Below are 18,512 nucleotides of genomic sequence, written 5' to 3'. Positions count from 1 at the left end.
AACCAGTAAAGTAATCAACATAATTCTCATACTACTATGTATATGGTTGTGGTATGTTAACCACAAAAATTAAGCAGGGACTTTACTCCATAATACTCCATAAAGCCCCTTTATTTACTTTAACTCATTATGCAATTAATCATATACTAATGCTGCCTTCTGTGGATCGTAGGTGTAAAAAATATCTCTAGCTTCATTTTGCACATAAAATTCATATTTGTTGTTGTTCCAATATCTCGGCACTAATAAATATCCATTCTGATTAGTCACACTTGCCATGGAAGATGTCTTTCCAGTGACTAAATCCGCGATGATAAGATCCCCCTTTTCATTTTCAAGCTGAATATTTATCGCCGCATAATTCCGCTCATTGTTAACCTGAAGTAATACTGTTCGCCCTTCGCCTTGGCCTTGCCATATCGTAGATTCCCTAAAGCCTTTATTCTGTAAGTCATAGTCAAACATAACGATTTTTGTTTCTTTTCCCGCTGTTCGAGTCATCGTAAAAAATACACGTTGGTTTTTCTCATCATATTGCACACTAGTGATCTCACCTTTTTCCCAGCCCTGTTGCTCAGGAATCGCTTCATACTGAACTAACATTTCGCTCTCCTTAGGCTTCTCATTATTATTAGACGCCACCACGTTATCTTCACCTGGTGCATATCGTGTTAAATAAATTCCATTTTTCTGAGTCGTAATCTCTATCCATCCCAAAGATTCTGCTGCATTTATTTTATAACCTAATGGTGTATCTACAACGGTATAACGTTGCTTGTCAATCTGATAATAAGGATCCGCATTAGACAAAAACGTATCAGCCTCTACAATCGTTTTGTCCTCTTTCTGTGTGCTACTAACAATGCGATACCCCACCTGTCTCGGATTAGTTCCCTTTAAATAACCTGGGTCGTAATTAAAAAAGGAATGCGCGTATTCCTCATCTCGATAAATCAGAGCTCCTATAGAGCTCCCTACAATATCACTTGGAGTTAGCTTCACTGTAGAAAGCTGGAGTCGTGTTAGCTTCCGCCAAGTTTCATTCGTATGGAACACCTTATATACATAAAGTCGGTTGTCCTGATTACTCCATACGGGTTGATCCAAGGTATATCTAGCTTGCTGTTTACCTTCAATATAATCCCCTGTTTTTGGATCAAAAGCGTAATCCATCAATTGGTTAGACGTAATTTGCTTTTTCGTTTTAAAATTAGAATCCGCTATCCATAAATCCTGTAGCTCTGGTTCACCCTTAGTTTTAATATAAGCAACATAGCTTCCATCATTGGATACCGCAGGCATCTGCCCTGAATCAAGCACCTTTTCTTCTTTAGTGTCTAAATCCAAATAAATGATCTGTTTATTACGTTCAAAGAAGATCCCCTCTTGCCCCTTCACATAATTCGGATACTTCCCCGTCGTAATTTTTTTCCATTGCTTATCGGCAATGGTCATACTCATAATCTCGCTTTGTGCTTCTTGTTCTTCATTCCCCCTCTTATTCTCAGTAGGATTAGCTGAAGTATTAACGAATAGCAGCTGCGCTCCATCCTCAGACCATGCCGGTGTACTCAGCTTTCCTAAGCCTTTACCTTGCCCAAGCAACAATTGAGATGTACCCTTCTTTAAGTCATAAAGAAATAACATATTTTGCTGAACATATATTAATTGCTCACCATTTGGAGACACTTTAACGTAATTAATGTCACCTGTAATTAGCTTCGTTAATTTACTTTTATTTAACTCATATAAGCCTGACTTGTTCATAGGCAAGTACACAATACCATTGTATTCTGCCATACCTTCACTTTGCTCACGACCTAATTGCTCCTGAAGTGAATATTGTTCAAATAGGTGTAAGGACGAGGCTAATACCTGAGATTCCTCCTTCTTCATAGTCCATAACAAAGTAAGTACAATACTTGCTGCCGCCGTAACTACCATAGCCCATTTCAAGTAACCTGCACGCCGATGTTTTTTAAGCAATGAAGTGGTCTCGTTCATACGATGATCGCCATCTCCTGTTCCTTCACCTGTCCCCTCATTTAGCAATTGCGACCTTAACTTACGTTTTAGCTCTTGGTTCACTGGCAACCCTTGCTTTAATTGCTCAATAACCTCCTCCCAGCTCTGTTCCTCACGCATGGTTAACACCTCCCATACAACGATGGATAAAAATCAACATTTTCTGTTTAATCCGATGTGATTTCATCTTGAGCCAATCCTCTTGCTTATTGGTCATTTCGCTAATTTCAGAATATTTTAAACCTACAATATATTTAAGATTTATAATCTCTTTTTCCTGTGGGTTTAACTTTGACAGGCTTTGCTCGAGACACTCCTGTTTCGTATCATTAGAATTTGACACATCCAAAACAATTTCACCATAACCAAATACTTCTGGATCATGTCCGTAAGGAACTTCCTTCTTTTTACGATAATAATCAATGACTGTATTGCGACTAATCGTAATCAGCCATGCCTTTTGTTGGTCAAGCTCAACGTCACCTACCACATCAAACCGCTGAAAGGCTTTACGAAAAATGTCACCCACTAAATCTTCAGCTACCCACTTATTTCCAACCTTAAAAAGCACATATCTGTATACATCATCAAACAATGTGTCATACATGAAAGCAAACTGCTCATGCACTGTAATCTCCCCCCTCACAATGATACAACCGAATGAAGGTGTAAAAAGTATCAAAAAAAACATAGAATTCTTTTAGCCCATATGGAACTAAAGAATCCTATGTTTATTTTAAGGCTACGCCCAAAAGCTTTAGCATATATTTACGACATACTGTCTTAATTACAGCAATCTTTGACGAAGCTCTTCTGGAGAATGTGGTGACATTAGGCCAAATGGAATATCAAACACCGTTCTAGCTCCAGACTCCCCTTTTGCAGATAGCTTGTACACTGCACGCGCATAAGCGACAAGTACACTTGCAGTAAATTCAGGATTGCTATCTAGTTTAAGTCCAAATTCATAAATTTGGGTATTATTATCGCCTGTACGACCACTTCTTAAAACCATACCACCATGTGGCATTGTACCATGATTTGCTTTTAACTCTTCCTCGCTAATGAAATGAACGATAGTGTCATAATCTGCAAAGTAGTTTGGCATATTTTTAATCTCAGCTTCAATTTTTGCAGTATCTGCACCTTCATGTGCAACAACAAAACATTCACGCAAATGTTTTTCTCTTGTAGATAACTCTGGGTTCTCACCATTACGTACACGTTCAACAGCAGCATCTACTGGAATGGTGTATTGCACACCATTTTTCACACCATCAACGCGACGAATTGCATCTGAATGACCTTGGCTTACGCCTTTACCCCAAAATGTATATTCTTTACCTTCAGGAAGCACGTTTTCTGCTAACAAACGATTTAATGAAAACAATCCTGGATCCCATCCGGTTGAAATTACACTTACATTGCCACCTTTAACTGCGGCTGCGTTCACTTGCTCGAAGTATTCTGGAATTTTAGCATGTGTATCAAAGCTATCCACTGTGTTAAATAATGCAGACAATTCCGGCCCTTGCTCAGGAAGGTCTGTAGCGGAACCTCCACATAGAATTAACACATCGATATCGCCCTTATACTTTTCAATCTCAGAAATATGAACAACACCTTGCGCTGCTGCCACTTGATCTGGATTTCTTCTAGAAAAAATCGCGCGCAATTCAAAATCAGGATTTTGTTTGAGTGCTTTTTCTACGCCGCGACCCAAGTTCCCGTAACCTACGATACCTACTTTGATGTTTGTTGCCACTTAAAATTCCTCCTTCAGTATATGTCTTTACTATTTTATACTAACCAAGACATTTTTTAAATAACTAGGGCGTGTCTAAAATTCCGCAACGAGCAAAATTAACAATCTATAATTCAGACAAGCCTACTATTTAAATGATGTTTACTGTCAATTCAGCTTTATCGTGAGAAGTGGTGGACACGCTAACAAAAACAAGCTATTGTATTTGTTAAAAGTTAATATGTTCAATTTTTAACTATTAAGTTAATAATGAACTATTTCATAAAGAGGAGCAGACTATTAATTATGAAAAAGTTTTTCAGTACCACCGCTACATTATTACTTGGACTCTTTTTATTTTCAAATGGAGCAAGCGCTCATGTCACTGTAAAGCCTAGTATGTCCACTACTAATGCATGGGAGACTTATACAGTCACCGTTCCAGTTGAAAAGGAGATTGCGACTACAAAAGTCACTCTACAAATTCCAAGTGGTGTTCAATTCGAATTATACCGCAGTATGCCAGAATGGACTGCTGAGATTAGTAAAGATGAGGCCAATAAAGAGGTAAGCACGATCACATGGACTGCCAATAAAGATGGAATACAGCCAGGGCAATTTGAAAAGTTTGAATTTATGGCCAAAAACCCCAATACTGCCTCTACTTTAGCTTGGAAAGCCATTCAATATTATAGCGACGGAACATCGGTAAGCTGGACAGGTGAAAAGGGCTCCCCAACTCCATATTCCATTACAGCCATTACTGCTAAAGGAGCTAGTCAGGATTCAGCCTCTACTGATAATCATTCCCATAATGATCATGCTGATCATGCTGATGGAAGCAGTAAACAAACATCAACTTCTTCCAAGCAAGCTGGGAAGGAAGCTAGTTCATCTTCTTCAATAAGTACTTTATTATCTGCTGGTGCACTTCTCATCTCGTGTGCTGCCTTATGGGTTGGTTTACGCCGTTCTAAGTAATATTAACTAAAATATTATTTGAAAAAAGATACCAGCTTAAAAGCCAGCAATAGTGAAGCAGTCCCTTTAAGCGGACTGATTTTCACTTTGCTGGCTTCATTATTCTTCTCAGTGCTCATCTAAACCAAATTTTTGAATTGTTGATTTAACCATTTTGCCTCAGTTAATGCTTTGCTATCATACTTCATATCCCCAGGTTTACTCGCTTTACCAATAACATATCCTGCAAGCTCCATTCCCACAAATTGAAATGTATATTTCAATTGCTGAATTAAAGGCAATGCCTTTACTCTAGGATCATCGCCACCTGCGACAAGGATATAAGCCTTTTTTTGCGATAACAACGCTTTAAAATCATAACGAGGGTCACGTAAGCTTTGCGACCAACGATCAATAAAGTTTTTTAGCAGTCCTGAGACAGTATACCAATACACAGGTGTTACAAATACTAACGTATCATGCTTAAGCACCTCGCTGATCACTTCATCATAATCATCATCTACAGGATCAAATCCTCCCTCTGTATGACGCTGATCATGGATTGGCAAAATATTTTTTTCTCTAAGTATAATTTTTTGGTGTGGCACTCCTTCTAAAGTAACCTCCGCTAATGCTTCTGTATTTCCATCCTCTCTTGAACTACCATAAATCACTGCAATACTCATGTTATTCCCACGTCCTTTCCATTTTTCACTGCACAAAGCCCAAAATATTGGATCAACCTTATAAGTACTTGACAGTAGACAAACAAAGCGGAGGAGCAGGGAGATGGTGGAGAAGCGATAGCGGTACAATCTTTCTGTAAGAAAGATACTTCGAAAGCGTAAACCACTTTAAGGTCACATTTCTCTCTAATCTCCTACATGTTGTAAAAAAATGGGTCCTTAACAGCGGTTGAAGCCACTCTCTGCAACGTAGCCTCTTACTTCATAACACTGTCAAATACTGATTACGATGTTGAACCATATATTTTACTAAATCATCTATCCCCGACCTGCAAAGTAACTCCCTCCTCGACTATAGTCCAGTTTAAAAACCTTCTCTAGTCCGTTCTGTAAAAAAAGAATACTAGCTACAATAAGTACATAAGGAAAACACTTCACAGTGTAGACGATCATTTAAACAATTAACTTTAAAATAAATAAAAACGAAAGTGAGTGTTGGCGATGAAAAGATTTTACCGTTCTGTAAGGGATAAACAAATTTCAGGCTTGTGTGGAGGAATTGCTCAGTATTTTAATGTAGATGCAACCTTTGTTCGTTTAATTGCCCTTGTATTTGCTTTAATGAGCTTTGGCACATTTATTTTCTTGTACATTGCAGCAACATTAGTTGTACCAAAGGAACCCATTAATCACTGGTCACACCCTGAATTTGATGATCCCTTCATGAACTAATTGATTAAGTCTAACTAAAGTGATCTGAAATTTAAAAATAAAGGAGAAACACACTATGAGTATTTTACAACGATTATCTAATCTTACCAAAGCAAGCATCCATGAGGTTTTAGACAAATTAGAAGATCCTGTGATGATGACAGGTCAATATTTACGAAATCATGAGCAAGAAATTCAAAAAGCCGAAGCAAGTCTAAAGCAATTACAAATTCGCTTGCAGGTTCAAGAACGTCAGCTTGCCGATGCTAGAAATTCAAGTGCAAAACAAGAGTTTGCTGCCTTAGCAGCACTTGAAGCAGGCAACGAGGAGCAAGCACGCATTTTAGCAGCATCTAAAATAGCCTATGAAGAGAAGGTACAACAATATACCTCAGCGATCCAATTTACGCAGGAAGGAATTGCTGAACTAGAAATTCATTTAGCTAATGCAAAGGAAGAATTGATTTTGCTAAAAGAAAAACGCAAAGAGCTTGCTTCACGTGCACGTAAAGTAGATGAGGAAACAGCAAAACAGACAGAGCAACCTAGCTTTAGCTACGGTATTCATCAAGGTGAGGCAGCTAGAGGCTTCTACCGTATGGAGGAAAAAATTGAAGAGCTAGAGGCTGAACGTCAGGTTATGGGTTATCACGCAACATCGTATACTGAGCCATCTCCAGCCCAAAGCTTAGCCGTAAATGATGAAATCGAACGCCTTAAGGAAAAGCTCAATAAATAAGCGTAATCCGCTAAAAAACATACAAAGGGCAGCACCTAACGGAATGATCCGCTAAGTGTTGCCCTTTCCATTGAACTTATTTCCCGTCTTTACCTGCCTTAAATAATTCTCCGATTGCACCAAGGCTACCTAATGTTTCAATTGCATTGGACGGAATAAATACTTTATTCGCAGGGCCCTTAGCCACTTCTTGTAATGCTTCAAAGGAACGATAAGCAAGCACTCGCTCATCAAGACCAGCATTCACCAATAACTGAATCCGGTTTTTCTCTGCTTCTGCAATCGCTTGAATTGCCGCTGCTTCCCCTAATGCTTCTAACTCTTGAGCTTGACGGAAACCTTCTGCTTCACGAATACGAGCTTCCTTGTCCCCTTCTGCCTTCAAGATCTTACTTTGCTTATCCCCTTCAGAACGCAAAATCATATCTTGCTTTGCTGCTTCCGCTTCAAGGACAATCGCACGTTTATTACGTTCTGCTTTCATTTGCTTATCCATCGCTTCTTGAATATCAATTGGTGGCTTGATATCAATAACTTCTACACGCTCAATCCGAACGCCCCATTTTTCAGTTGCTTCATCAAGCGCAATACGAATTTCAGTAGATATCTTTTCACGACCAGACAAAGTTTCATCTAATTCAAGCTTACCGATAATTTGACGCATCGTTGCTGTAGAAATGTTACGCACACCATATACATAGTCAGAAATACCGTATGTTGCTTCTTCTGGACCTACCACTTGATAAAAGATAATTGTATCAATTTGTACCTGAACGTTATCTTTTGTAATTACGGTTTGTGGAGGTACGTTTGCTTGTTGAATTCTGAGATCGTGATACACACGCACCTGATCAAAAAACGGAATCAAAATGTTCAAACCTGGTTTAAGCAATCTGTGGAATTTACCTAGTCGTTCTACTACACCTACACGTTGTTGTGGGACAATCTTTACCGTTAACGAGATAAAGACAATCACCACTAAAATAATCGCTACTGCTACAATAAGTTCTATCAAATTATTTCCTCCCATCTTTGTACTTCTATAATTGTACTACTACGATGAACTACTCTTACAAATTGATCTTTGCCAATCGCTTGCGTTGACGTTGCACTCCACGTATCTCCGCCAACCTTTACAATCCCATATCCACCTTGTGGAATGGCTTCAATGGTCACGCCCTGCTTACCTATTAATTCAGTTCCTTCATCCTTAAAGCCTTGTGAAGTACGCAGCCTTTGAGAAAGGGGTTTCGTAAACATCGTTAAGATTAATGAAATAATGGCAGCAACCCCAATTTGCAATAAATACGCTTCAGGCAACAAGAGTGAAATGAATAATCCAACTAATGAACCAATACTGATCCAGAGCAGATAAAATGTTAACGTCATCATTTCAACAAGTAGCAATACAGCAACAACAATTAGCCAAATGACCCAAGTGTCCATCTCTGATATCCATGACATCATCCCAATATATACACCACCTTCTATATCTTTTAATCAATAAAATTGATTGCGTTATTCTTATTATACGGAGAACCTAATGAAAAGTATCAAAATATTTTCAAATTCTATCTGTTTGTTCTGTTTATATTATATTTTAAATTAATGAACCTATGAGTTAAAAATTTTTTCACTAAAAAAATCCAGCTAATAAGAGAACTTAGCTGGACTTTAATAAATTTATAAGACAATTCAATTATGGCTGCCAGTCAACCACGATTGTGCCCACTCCACTAGCTGGCGTTATATAACTATGGTTGCTGCCGTTTTCCCAAGTCAGTGTTGTACCATTACGCTTAACAAACTTGAATTGAAGTTCCGTTCCCGCCGGTACACTCACATCATAATACCATGACGGATACTTGGTAATAATCTGATTGAATAAAGGACCAATAAGCTTATCTGGATTCCAGTTACCAAGCTCAGCAACATTCCCTGTTAAATAAACATTTTCGCCCAAAGTAGTTTGAGCATTATTGACAATGAAGCGTACGCTGACTTGATCTGCAGTTAACAGGTTAAAACCTTCATAACTATTGCTATTCAAGGCATTTGCGGTACTCACCTTGATGCTTTTGAGACCTGGTGTAGCTTCAGGGACGATAACTTCAATCTGAGAATCCTCCCACTCTATGATTTGATTATCGGTAACTGCTGTGGTGCCAAAATAAACTTTGCCTTTTGAATTACCAAAACCCCGTCCATCAATCGTTAGCTTCGTACCTACTTTCCCAAGGTCTGATCCAATGTTACCAATGATTGGGGTATCCTGATCACCACGATATTGCCATACCGCAGCAGCTCCTGCTGGTAAATTAAATGTGGTAACTGCCCCCGTGGCACCTACTGTTATGTTGTTGCCATTTAGCAATCCATCCAGTTCATCTTGATAATTGCCAGCAGGAAGTGAGGTTTGCAAGCCTGACACCGTAACTGCGGTTGTTGCACTACGATTAATAGCAATAAGTGCTGTACTGCTACCAAAATTACGCTCATAAACGTAAACATCATTATTAATCCACCGTTCCTTGGTTGTACCATAGGCAATAGCAGGATTAGACTTTCTAAGTGGAGCCAGCTTGCCAATAATTTTATAGGCAGGAGTATCTGTGTTATAGCTGGTCATGAAAGCGCGGTTATTGGGATCACCATTACCTGTCATATATTGCTCTGTTCCATAATAAATTGCTGGCACACCTCGTGAGGTCAGCGTAAAGGCTAACGCCTGCTCTAAACGACGGTCATTATTCCCAAGCTTGAAGCGATCCATATCATGATTATCAATGAAGGTGACTTGATCATTAATATGCATATAGTCTTCTTGCGTTTCTGTAAGCATATTATTCAAGCCGTACATATTATCCGTATTGTCACGAAACACCTGACGAACCTTTTGCCCGAAGCTAAAATCTAGCAAGCTCATACCCGATTCATTAGCGAACTTAACATTATTTATATCATGCTCACCAACGCCAAGGAACCATTCACCAAATGTAAATACTGGGTTGTAGCCCGCAATATAAGACATCCAATTTTTTTGCCATCCAGCAGGCATATGCTTAACTGCATCTACTCGAATCCCATCTATGCCCATATCAAGCCATTTTTTAATAGCATCTTTAAAATACGCATCCGTTGTATTATTGTGATGATTAATATCCGCTAGGTCATATAGATTCCGATAAATCCCATCCTCCAAGGAGGAGAAGTTTGTTCCTTTATTGTGATGGAAGATGCCTTCTGTATCCCCTGTATAACCTGCAATGAGATTACCTTCGTCAAACAGCTTTCCGTTTTCTGCAAAGGAGGGTTGCGTCTCAGAGGCAGGTGAGGTATGGTTTGGAGCAAAATCTATAATAATTTTGATGTTTTGTGCATGGGCCGTGTCGATGAGCTCCTGAAAGTCCGCCATGCTACCAAATGCCGGATTAGTCCGCTTAAAATCACGAGCCCAGTAGCCGTGATAAGCGGTGCTGTTAACACCTGAATAGTTAATAACACTATAAATATTTTCTACAGGTTGGGAAACCCATAACGCACTAATGCCCATTCCTGAAAAATAGCCGTCATTCATTTTATTAATGATTCCGCGCCAGTCCCCACCATGATATAGCTTCAAGTCAGAATGTGTGGGTGAATAGGCATTGCCAGTTGGATTGTTGGACGGGTCTCCATCAGCAAACCGATCCGTTACGATCTGATAAATCACATCTGTGGAAAAACCTTGCTTATTTAGAACTGAGGTATCAGGTGCTGCACTTACAGATGGAACGGTGATGACTGGATTAAGCCACAATGCAAGGAGAAAAATAAAGGTACTCATTGACATCAATGATTTTTTAAACATTTGTTTCATGGATCAAGCCGCCTCTCAAGGTTTTTTTATACTTTTTTCAAGTGAAATTCCCCTAGATGACAAGCCAAATTAAAAAATAAAGCAATACACCTCCTTTCTACTGAAATATTTACAATACACTTCCTATGCCTAGTAATTTAATTTACCCACCTAGACATACCAAAGGTTATCCTTTGCTTGCTCCCGAAGTTAAGCCATCAACAAGCAAACGCTGTAAGAACATAAATAAAATCGTGATTGGCACAGCAATTAAGACCGCACCCGCAGCAAACATCGTGAAATGAGAGTTTTGGTTTTCCCTGACCATATCCCACATCCCTACCGCTACGGTCCAATTTTCCTTACTACGAAGTACTAATTTAGCAAAAATAAAATCTACCCACGGACCCACAAATTGGGTCAATGCAAGGTAAGTAATAATTGGCTTCGATAAAGGTAACACCACCGAGGAAAATATTTTAAAATTACTTGCTCCATCTATTCTTGCTGCCTCATCTAATGAACGAGGAATGGTATCAAAAAAGCCTTTCGCAATTAATGTACCTCCAAGTGGAGCTCCAGCAGCATAAACCAAAACGAGTGCAAGATGTGTATCAAGTAAGTTTAATTCCTTGAGTAACAAATAAATAGCAATCATGCTCATAAACCCAGGGAACATTCCTAATATTAATATGGTTGATAATACGGCTCTTCGGCCACGAAAACGGAAACGTGAAACGGCATAACTCGTTAGCATGATTAATATCACGCCTAACAGCATCGATAATATGGACACCTTGATGGTATTCATATACCACGTCCCATACAAAATGGTATCCGACGTAAATAAATCGCGATAATGCTCTAATGTAAAGCTCTCAGGGATAAGTGACTTACTATACAATGAACGACCTTGCCTTACTGATCCTAAAACAATCCACAAGGCAGGATAGATCGCAATAACGGATAATATAACTAAAGTGATATAACTAAGAGAGAGTCGAACCTTCGTTTTTAGCTTCCTTATGTTCATTGGATCATATCCTCCTCTTTAAATGACTTCGTCCGACGATAATTGTAAATAGAAAACGATGCGATAAGGAGGAAAATAATAATCCCAATTGCGGAGGCCATATTGTATCTATTTTGACTCAGCGTTAGCTTATACAGCCAAGTGACAAGTAAATCTGTTGCACCTGCATACTGGTAATCTCCCTTTACAGGATCACCACCGGTAAGTAAGAAGATCGCATTAAAGTTGTTAATATTACCTGCAAATTGCATAATGAGCGTGGGTGCGGTTGTAAATAAAATCATCGGTAACGTGACAATTTTAAATTTTTGGTAGCCCGTTGCCCCATCCACCTCTGCTGCTTCATACATATCTCTTGGTATTGTTGTTAACACCCCCATAATTAGCAGCATAGAAACAGGGATACCTACCCACATATTTACAACAATCACAGTTACTCGCGCCCAAAATTCATCGGTCAGCCACGGCAAGCCCTCTAATCCAAAGTAGCGAAAATACTGATTTATTGGTCCAAATTCACCATTAAACATATTCCGCATAATTAGCAATGAAATAAGCTGTGGAATCGCATAAGGCAAAATGAGAATGGTGCGCCAAAAGCCTTTAAAGCGTATCCCTTTCTGATTAATAAGCAATGCAACCAACAATCCTCCAAAATAGGTGGTCACTGTAGATAAAACTGCCCATATTATGGTCCAAGTTAATACTCCATAAAAAGTATGGCTCCATGTTTTAAGTGAAACTAAGCTTTTAAATGTATCAAATCCTACCCAATCCACTAACATCGCTGGCGGAATATGCTTTGGTGCAGAATAGTTCGTAAATGCAAGTAAAATCATGAAGATGATTGGCATGATCGTAAAGAATAATATCCCCATTCCTGGAACAGTTAGAAAAGCAACTGCAAATTTATAGTCCAATATATAGCGAATGGTCTCTTTAAAGCTATGTGCCTGCTTGCCTTCGTCTCTTTGCTTCCCAATCTTATTGGCATCACGAATATTCATAATATAAGCTACGATGACTACAACTAAAAAAAGCAACACAATCAAACTCTGAATCATTAAAAAAATGGAATGATCGCCATCTAACCACTTTCCCTTTACAAGTCGTCTCGGAACCTCTCCAAGGGTCACTATTCCCCATATTGCTGTAGGCAGATTTCTTAACAAGTAAGTAAAACTAAAAATTTCAAAAATAAAAAATAGTAACCCTTTAATAATTTGTCGATTATAGATTTGTCCAAGTCCCATGCTTAACACCGACAAAATCGTCGCTCTCATCCGATGCCTGCTCATGCTTGCGTTACTCCTCCCCATAAGGAATGAAGGAAATACCCGTCACACAGACAATCGTGGCAGGTATTCCTTGCTACCTCTTTATTTAGAAGTACTATTATTCAAATCCTTAATTTGCGTCACTGCCTTTTCCATAGCAGTCTTAGGATCTGCATTCTTATTCCATATTTCCGGCAATGCTGCATTTACAGGTGCCCATACATTCGCCATTTCTGGAATCGAAGGCATTGGCATTGAGTTTTTGGCTTGTTCAGCAAAAGCGGCCACATACGGATCATTTTTAATTTGATCGGATTCAAGTGCCTCAAGATTAGTCGGAATAGCCCCTACCTTCTCATTTAAAATGAGTTGTGCCTCTTTGGATGAAGCAAAGCTTGCAAATAGTTTAGCTGCATTTGGATACTTGGTAAATGAGTTCACAACCCACACCTTCATCCCTGAAAATGTAATTGCAGTTTTACCCTCCACCGTAGGAATCGGTGCAACACCCAATTTATCTCCTAACACTTCCTTATATCCAGCTAGTTCCCATGGCCCGTTAATGTCCATTGCTACATCGCCTGAGCTAAACAACCCTCGTTTAATATCTGGATTAATGTCTCCACTGTTAATAGGCAAAATATTTTTTAGACTTTGATAATATTTAAGTCCTTCAATAGCTCCATCATTCGCGAGACCCATGTCATCCTTATTTGTCCCGTTATCACCAAAAATGTACCCCCCTGTACTTAAAACAAAAGGGCCGTTAAAATACATGTTGCCTGTTTCCCACATTAGTGCATATTTGCCCTTGCTTTTATCATTAAACGTTTTACTGAACTCCACAATTTCATTAAATGTTTTTGGTGGTTCAGGCAATAATGACTTGTTATAAAATAATGCGGTTGTTTCTGCTGCACGTGGATATCCATATAACACACCATCATAAGTGGAAGCCGTAATAGAAGCTTCTGTATTGTCCTTTTTTGTTTCTTCTGCAAATACATCATTGGCTAAGAGCAAGCCCGATACGGCTGCATTCCCCATATGATCATGTGGAATAACGAGAACATCCGCTGCTAAACCCGAGGGTGCATCTTGCGTCAGCTTTCCAACCTGATCAGGTGGAGCTACCTCTTCAATTTTCACTTTAACCCCATATTTTTGTTCAAACCGCTTCACAACCTCATTGGTATAGGCCTTCTCATCCTTACTATCCCATACAAGTAATTCTGCACCCTCCTCTGGCTTAAGGTCTTCCGCTAATTGGATGCTATCGTTAGCTTGAGTTTGATTAGCTCCACTCTGATTATGGCTTGAACCCTCAGTACTCCTGCTTCTACTACTCTTAACCCCACATGCTGCAATCATTGACATTAACGAGATAACAACAACTAAAACCATCAGTTTTTTCACTTTCTTCACAACTAACCCCTCCTAATGATGATGATAGGTTAACACTAAAATACAAGAGCGCAAACGATTGCATTAAGATAACTAGATATATGTAAGCGCTTTATGTTTTGAGGATATAATACACCACCATTTTACATTATAAAAACGTTTGCATTGGTCATTTTTACCGTTTTTAATTAAAATTCCTTAACTTTTCTCTCGAGAACAAGGTTAATCGTAAATTTACTCTGTTTTTTAGATTGAAAAAAATATTTTTTCGTGTTCTCTATCTATATAAAATGGCTCCTTTATCAGTTTTCTACTATCTTGTGCAAAGGTTTGAACTCATGCTATAATTCACTGCAAATAATGGAACAGCTAGAAGATTACACCCTTGATCACGTTTAATTATCCTTTTAAAGCCAAGGAGGTTTGAAGTGTCATGTTTCTCGAAGCAATTTATCACCGTCCACAGCTGAATTGGTCGTATGCTTATGATAAAGAGACCATTCATCTCAGATTACGCGCTAAACGAAATGACCTTACAGAGGTCACAGTCCTTGCAGGCGACAAATACGCTTGGGACAAAACGAAGGAACTTATTCCTATGAATAAACTGATTGCTGATGAGCTATTCGATTATTGGGAATGTAGCATTAAGCCACTTCACCGTCGTCTTCGTTATGCTTTTAAGTTAAAATCAGAAGATGACCAAATTTGGATGACTGAGCATGGCTTCACGCCACAACGTCCTGAAACACCAAATCCATTATTTGAATATCCATTCCTTAATCCGATAGATATATTTACGACACCAAAATGGGTAAAGGATGCTGTGTTTTATCAAATTTTTCCGGAACGTTTTGCAAATGGAGATATTACTAATGATCCTCCTAATGTCCTGCCTTGGGGTGATACTCCTGCAAGGGACAATTACTTTGGTGGAGATTTACAAGGAATATTGCTACATTTGGATTACTTACAGCAGCTTGGTGTAAATGCACTTTATCTCACACCTATTTTTGAAGCAAATACGAATCATAAATATGATACAACTGATTACATGAAGGTTGATCCTCATTTTGGTGACATTAAAACATTAAAAAAGTTAGTTCAAGCGTGTCATGAACGAGGAATACGTATTTTGTTAGATGCTGTATTTAATCATGCAGGCAGTAGGTTTGCTCCGTTTCTGGATGTACTGGAGCATGGGGAGTCCTCGAAGTATAAGGATTGGTTTCATATTCATCAATGGCCAATTACAAGCTTAGAGGAAAGCGCATACAACTATAGCTACGATATGTTTGCATTTGAAGCCACCATGCCAAAGCTAAATACAGAGCATCCTGATGTGAAAAAGTATTTATTGGATGTAGCACAATTCTGGGTTAAAGAAGTGGGGATTGATGGTTGGCGACTGGACGTTGCGAATGAAGTTGATCATCAATTTTGGCGGGAATTTCGAAATGTTGTTAAACAAGCAAATCCTGACGCCTATATTTTAGGTGAGATCTGGAATGATTCAACTGCCTGGCTACAAGGCGATCAGTTTGATGCCGTAATGAACTATCCTTTTACAGAAGCAGTGTGGGACTTTATTGCCAAAAATAAGCTTGATGCAGAACAATTTTCACATACAATGGGTAAGCAATTAGCGCGTTATTCTAAGCAGGCTAGTGAGATCACCTTTAACTTGCTAGATAGTCATGACACCCCACGCTTGCTCACACTTTGTCAAGATGACAAGCTCAAAATGAAGCTAGCCGCTGCTATTCAGTTCACCTATCTTGGCGTGCCGTGCATATATTATGGGGATGAGGTTGGGCTAACAGGAGAAGATGATCCTGATTGTCGAAAATGCATGGAGTGGGACGAGAGTAAACAGGATCAACAACTTTTGCAGTTTTACAAACGCTTGATTGAAGTTCGTAAGCAATCACCTGCACTCCAATCTGGTTCCGTCCGTTTTCTAATCGCTGAGGCTGGTGGTGACATCCTAGCTTATGAGCGTAGGCTTGATGATGAAGTTGTTGTCGTCGTAATCAACAACTCGGATATGAAGCAAACGGTGTTACTCCCTGTTGACCATACAGAATGGCAAGATGTTATGAACCAGAAGAAGCTTCATAATAAAAGCAATTTCTCTTCAGGCTCAGGGCTACCCATCATATTAGGTGCTTATGACTTTGTAATTTTAAATCGTCTTCATTAAGATATGAATATATCGTTTGCACTCATTTAATTGTATGCTATACAATACAGAGAAGAAGGAGCCTAGTCTTTACATTTAAGGAAGATTTAACGGCTTTTGTAACAAGGAGGATTTTTATGTCCGTTACGATAAAGGATGTGGCCAAAAAGGCTGGAGTTTCACCCTCCACCGTGTCTCGTGTATTGTCTAATCATCCTAAAATTAGCACTGAAACATCACTAAGAGTAAAAAAAATTATGAATGAGCTTGGGTATCATCCTAACATCATGGCGAAAAGCCTTGTCTCTAAAACAACACATACGATTTGCATTATGTTACCTAAATCAGCCGAAGATTTATTTTCTAATTTTTTCTTTATGGAATTGATTCGAGGGATTATGACACAGGCAAGAAAAATGGGATACGATGTATTATTAAGTTCTGGCTCCAATGAAAGGGAAGAGCTAGAGGGCATTTCTAGATTGTTAAATGGCCGTAGAGTAGATGGCGTCATTTTACTGTACTCTCGAATTAATGATCCTGTCATTGATTTTTTGCGAGATAACCATTATCCCTTTGTCTTAATTGGGCGTAGTGAGCAGTACCCGGATATATTATCCGTAGACACCGACAATATTCAAGCCGCATATGATACTGCACAGCATTTAATTTCACTCGGGCATCAACGGATTGGCTTTGTCAGTGGTCCTTCTGAGCTTGTTGTGTCTCAAGATCGCCTAACAGGCTACATGAATGCTTTAGCTGATGCTGGGATAGAGACAAGACAGGAATGGATTGTAGAGGGCGACTTTTTGCAGGATAGCGGCTATCGAGCCATGTCATTTTTTATGAGTTTACCAGATCGACCAACTGCAATTATTGTCATTGATGATGTTGTCGCTTTTGGTGTATTACGTGGATTACATGAGCTTCATTATAACGTCCCTAAGGACCTTTGCCTTGTAAGCTTTAACAATATTCCATTAGCTGAACTGGCAACACCCCCATTAAGTAGTATGGATATTGGAACTTATAACTTAGGTTACACTGCTTCACGTTTATTAATTCAAAGTATTCAGCAGGACGGAAAGGGGATTACGCAAAAAAGGCACATCATTCCCCATCGTCTCATGATTCGAGACTCATCTATATATAGCTTACCTCAACAATAGAGAAATTTTTGGTTTCTCTATTTTCTTTCACAGTTCAAACGTTTGCACTAAGGAGTGATAAGATGAATTTGAATTTTATAAAAGCATGTATTTTTGATTTGGATGGCGTTTTAGTAGATACAGCACATTATCATTTCCTCGCATGGGCGCGACTTGCAGCAGAGCTTGGCATTGAATTTACAACGCATGATAATGAAGCACTCAAAGGGGTGAGTCGGATGGCCTCCCTCGATATTTTGCTGGATAAGGGCAACATGATTGTAGACGAGGATACAAAAATTAAATTCGCTGAGCGCAAAAATCGTTGGTATGTGGAATATATAAAACGTATGAATGAAAATGATCTTTTACCTGGAGTCGAACAGTTTCTAAATGCCTGCCGAGAACGGGGATTCAAGTTAGGACTTGGCTCTGCCAGTAAAAATGCTAAAACGATCCTTACCCTCACTCAACTAGTCGATAAGCTAGATGTAATTGTGGATGGGACGTGTGTAGCATCTGCAAAACCAGATCCTGAAGTTTTCCTGCTAGCGGCCAAGCAGCTTGGTGTAGAGCCACAACAATGTGTTGTATTTGAGGATGCAGCAGCTGGTGTTGAGGCAGCCAAACGAGCCGGTATGTATTGTGTTGGCGTAGGAAATTCAGAGATACTACAGGACGCCGATCTTGTAGTTCCTTCTCTAAATGCAATGTCACTTACGTTATTAGACAGCTTGACTATTTAGTTAACAATTACCTAAC

General features: G+C 39.1%; 16 protein-coding genes. 6 read left to right on the top strand and 10 right to left on the bottom strand.

What is annotated here, in order from left to right; all coding sequences use genetic code 11:
- Window positions 1–135 precede the first annotated feature (135 nt).
- The 3 genes from J2Z32_RS13530 to J2Z32_RS13520 all read right to left on the bottom strand — a co-directional run bounded on the left by J2Z32_RS13530 (window position 136) and on the right by J2Z32_RS13520 (window position 3,790).
- Complete coding sequence (locus J2Z32_RS13530; RefSeq protein ID WP_210089698.1) at window positions 136–2,145, bottom strand: TolB family protein; 2,010 nt, start codon at window positions 2,143–2,145, stop codon at window positions 136–138.
- Window positions 2,138–2,653, bottom strand: a complete 516-nt coding sequence (locus tag J2Z32_RS13525) for an RNA polymerase sigma factor (RefSeq protein ID WP_210089697.1) — start codon at window positions 2,651–2,653, stop codon at window positions 2,138–2,140. The genes J2Z32_RS13530 and J2Z32_RS13525 overlap by 8 nt, the downstream gene beginning before the upstream one ends.
- 159 nt (window positions 2,654–2,812) lie before the next feature.
- Window positions 2,813–3,790, bottom strand: a complete 978-nt coding sequence (locus J2Z32_RS13520; RefSeq protein WP_210089696.1) for a diaminopimelate dehydrogenase — start codon at window positions 3,788–3,790, stop codon at window positions 2,813–2,815.
- Window positions 3,791–4,075: 285 nt separating this feature from the next.
- Here J2Z32_RS13520 and J2Z32_RS13515 point away from each other — a divergent pair, with 285 nt between their 5' ends.
- The gene (locus J2Z32_RS13515; protein ID WP_210089695.1) at window positions 4,076–4,750 is read left to right on the top strand and encodes a YcnI family copper-binding membrane protein; all 675 of its coding nucleotides are present in this window, start codon (window positions 4,076–4,078) and stop codon (window positions 4,748–4,750) included.
- Window positions 4,751–4,869: 119 nt separating this feature from the next.
- Here the strand turns inward: J2Z32_RS13515 and J2Z32_RS13510 are convergent, their stop codons facing one another.
- Window positions 4,870–5,415, bottom strand: coding sequence for a flavodoxin family protein (locus J2Z32_RS13510; RefSeq protein ID WP_210089694.1), 546 nt, complete (start codon window positions 5,413–5,415; stop codon window positions 4,870–4,872).
- Window positions 5,416–5,916: 501 nt separating this feature from the next.
- On the opposite strand from J2Z32_RS13510, the gene J2Z32_RS13505 reads away from it, so the two are divergent.
- A complete protein-coding gene (locus J2Z32_RS13505) occupies window positions 5,917–6,147 on the top strand; it encodes a PspC domain-containing protein (RefSeq protein WP_210089693.1) in 231 nt (76 codons plus the stop codon).
- A gap of 55 nt (window positions 6,148–6,202) precedes the next feature.
- Window positions 6,203–6,865, top strand: coding sequence for a PspA/IM30 family protein (locus J2Z32_RS13500; protein ID WP_210089692.1), 663 nt, complete (start codon window positions 6,203–6,205; stop codon window positions 6,863–6,865).
- A 76-nt stretch (window positions 6,866–6,941) separates the two neighbouring features.
- Here the strand turns inward: J2Z32_RS13500 and J2Z32_RS13495 are convergent, their stop codons facing one another.
- From J2Z32_RS13495 to J2Z32_RS13470, 6 genes are all read right to left on the bottom strand, one after another.
- Window positions 6,942–7,895 carry an SPFH domain-containing protein gene (locus J2Z32_RS13495; RefSeq protein WP_210089691.1) on the bottom strand — a complete coding sequence of 318 codons (954 nt, stop codon included), beginning with the start codon at window positions 7,893–7,895 and terminating at the stop codon, window positions 6,942–6,944.
- A complete protein-coding gene (locus J2Z32_RS13490) occupies window positions 7,877–8,332 on the bottom strand; it encodes an NfeD family protein (protein WP_245251450.1) in 456 nt (151 codons plus the stop codon). The genes J2Z32_RS13495 and J2Z32_RS13490 overlap by 19 nt, the downstream gene beginning before the upstream one ends.
- Before the next feature lie 232 nt (window positions 8,333–8,564).
- A complete protein-coding gene (locus J2Z32_RS13485; protein WP_210089690.1) occupies window positions 8,565–10,724 on the bottom strand; it encodes an alpha-amylase family glycosyl hydrolase in 2,160 nt (719 codons plus the stop codon).
- 166 nt (window positions 10,725–10,890) lie between these two features.
- Entirely contained in the window at window positions 10,891–11,736 is an 846-nt protein-coding gene (locus tag J2Z32_RS13480) for a sugar ABC transporter permease (protein ID WP_210089689.1), read from the bottom strand.
- A complete protein-coding gene (locus J2Z32_RS13475; RefSeq protein WP_210089688.1) occupies window positions 11,733–13,034 on the bottom strand; it encodes a carbohydrate ABC transporter permease in 1,302 nt (433 codons plus the stop codon). The genes J2Z32_RS13480 and J2Z32_RS13475 overlap by 4 nt, the downstream gene beginning before the upstream one ends.
- Window positions 13,035–13,115: 81 nt before the next feature.
- Window positions 13,116–14,438, bottom strand: coding sequence for a sugar ABC transporter substrate-binding protein (locus J2Z32_RS13470; protein WP_425343002.1), 1,323 nt, complete (start codon window positions 14,436–14,438; stop codon window positions 13,116–13,118).
- A 412-nt stretch (window positions 14,439–14,850) separates the two neighbouring features.
- On the opposite strand from J2Z32_RS13470, the gene J2Z32_RS13465 reads away from it, so the two are divergent.
- From J2Z32_RS13465 to pgmB, 3 genes are all read left to right on the top strand, one after another.
- Window positions 14,851–16,620 carry an alpha-glycosidase gene (locus tag J2Z32_RS13465; RefSeq protein WP_210089687.1) on the top strand — a complete coding sequence of 590 codons (1,770 nt, stop codon included), beginning with the start codon at window positions 14,851–14,853 and terminating at the stop codon, window positions 16,618–16,620.
- A 116-nt stretch (window positions 16,621–16,736) separates the two neighbouring features.
- Window positions 16,737–17,771, top strand: a complete 1,035-nt coding sequence (locus J2Z32_RS13460) for a LacI family DNA-binding transcriptional regulator (RefSeq protein ID WP_210089686.1) — start codon at window positions 16,737–16,739, stop codon at window positions 17,769–17,771.
- 68 nt (window positions 17,772–17,839) lie between these two features.
- On the top strand, window positions 17,840–18,496 hold the full coding sequence (pgmB, locus tag J2Z32_RS13455) for a beta-phosphoglucomutase (RefSeq protein ID WP_210089718.1): 657 nt from the start codon (window positions 17,840–17,842) through the stop codon (window positions 18,494–18,496).
- Window positions 18,497–18,512 lie beyond the last annotated feature (16 nt).

This window comes from Paenibacillus turicensis (assembly GCF_017873435.1).
Classification (GTDB): Bacteria; Bacillota; Bacilli; order Paenibacillales; family Paenibacillaceae; genus Fontibacillus; species Fontibacillus turicensis.
This window is presented reverse-complemented; position numbering and strand designations above follow the sequence as displayed.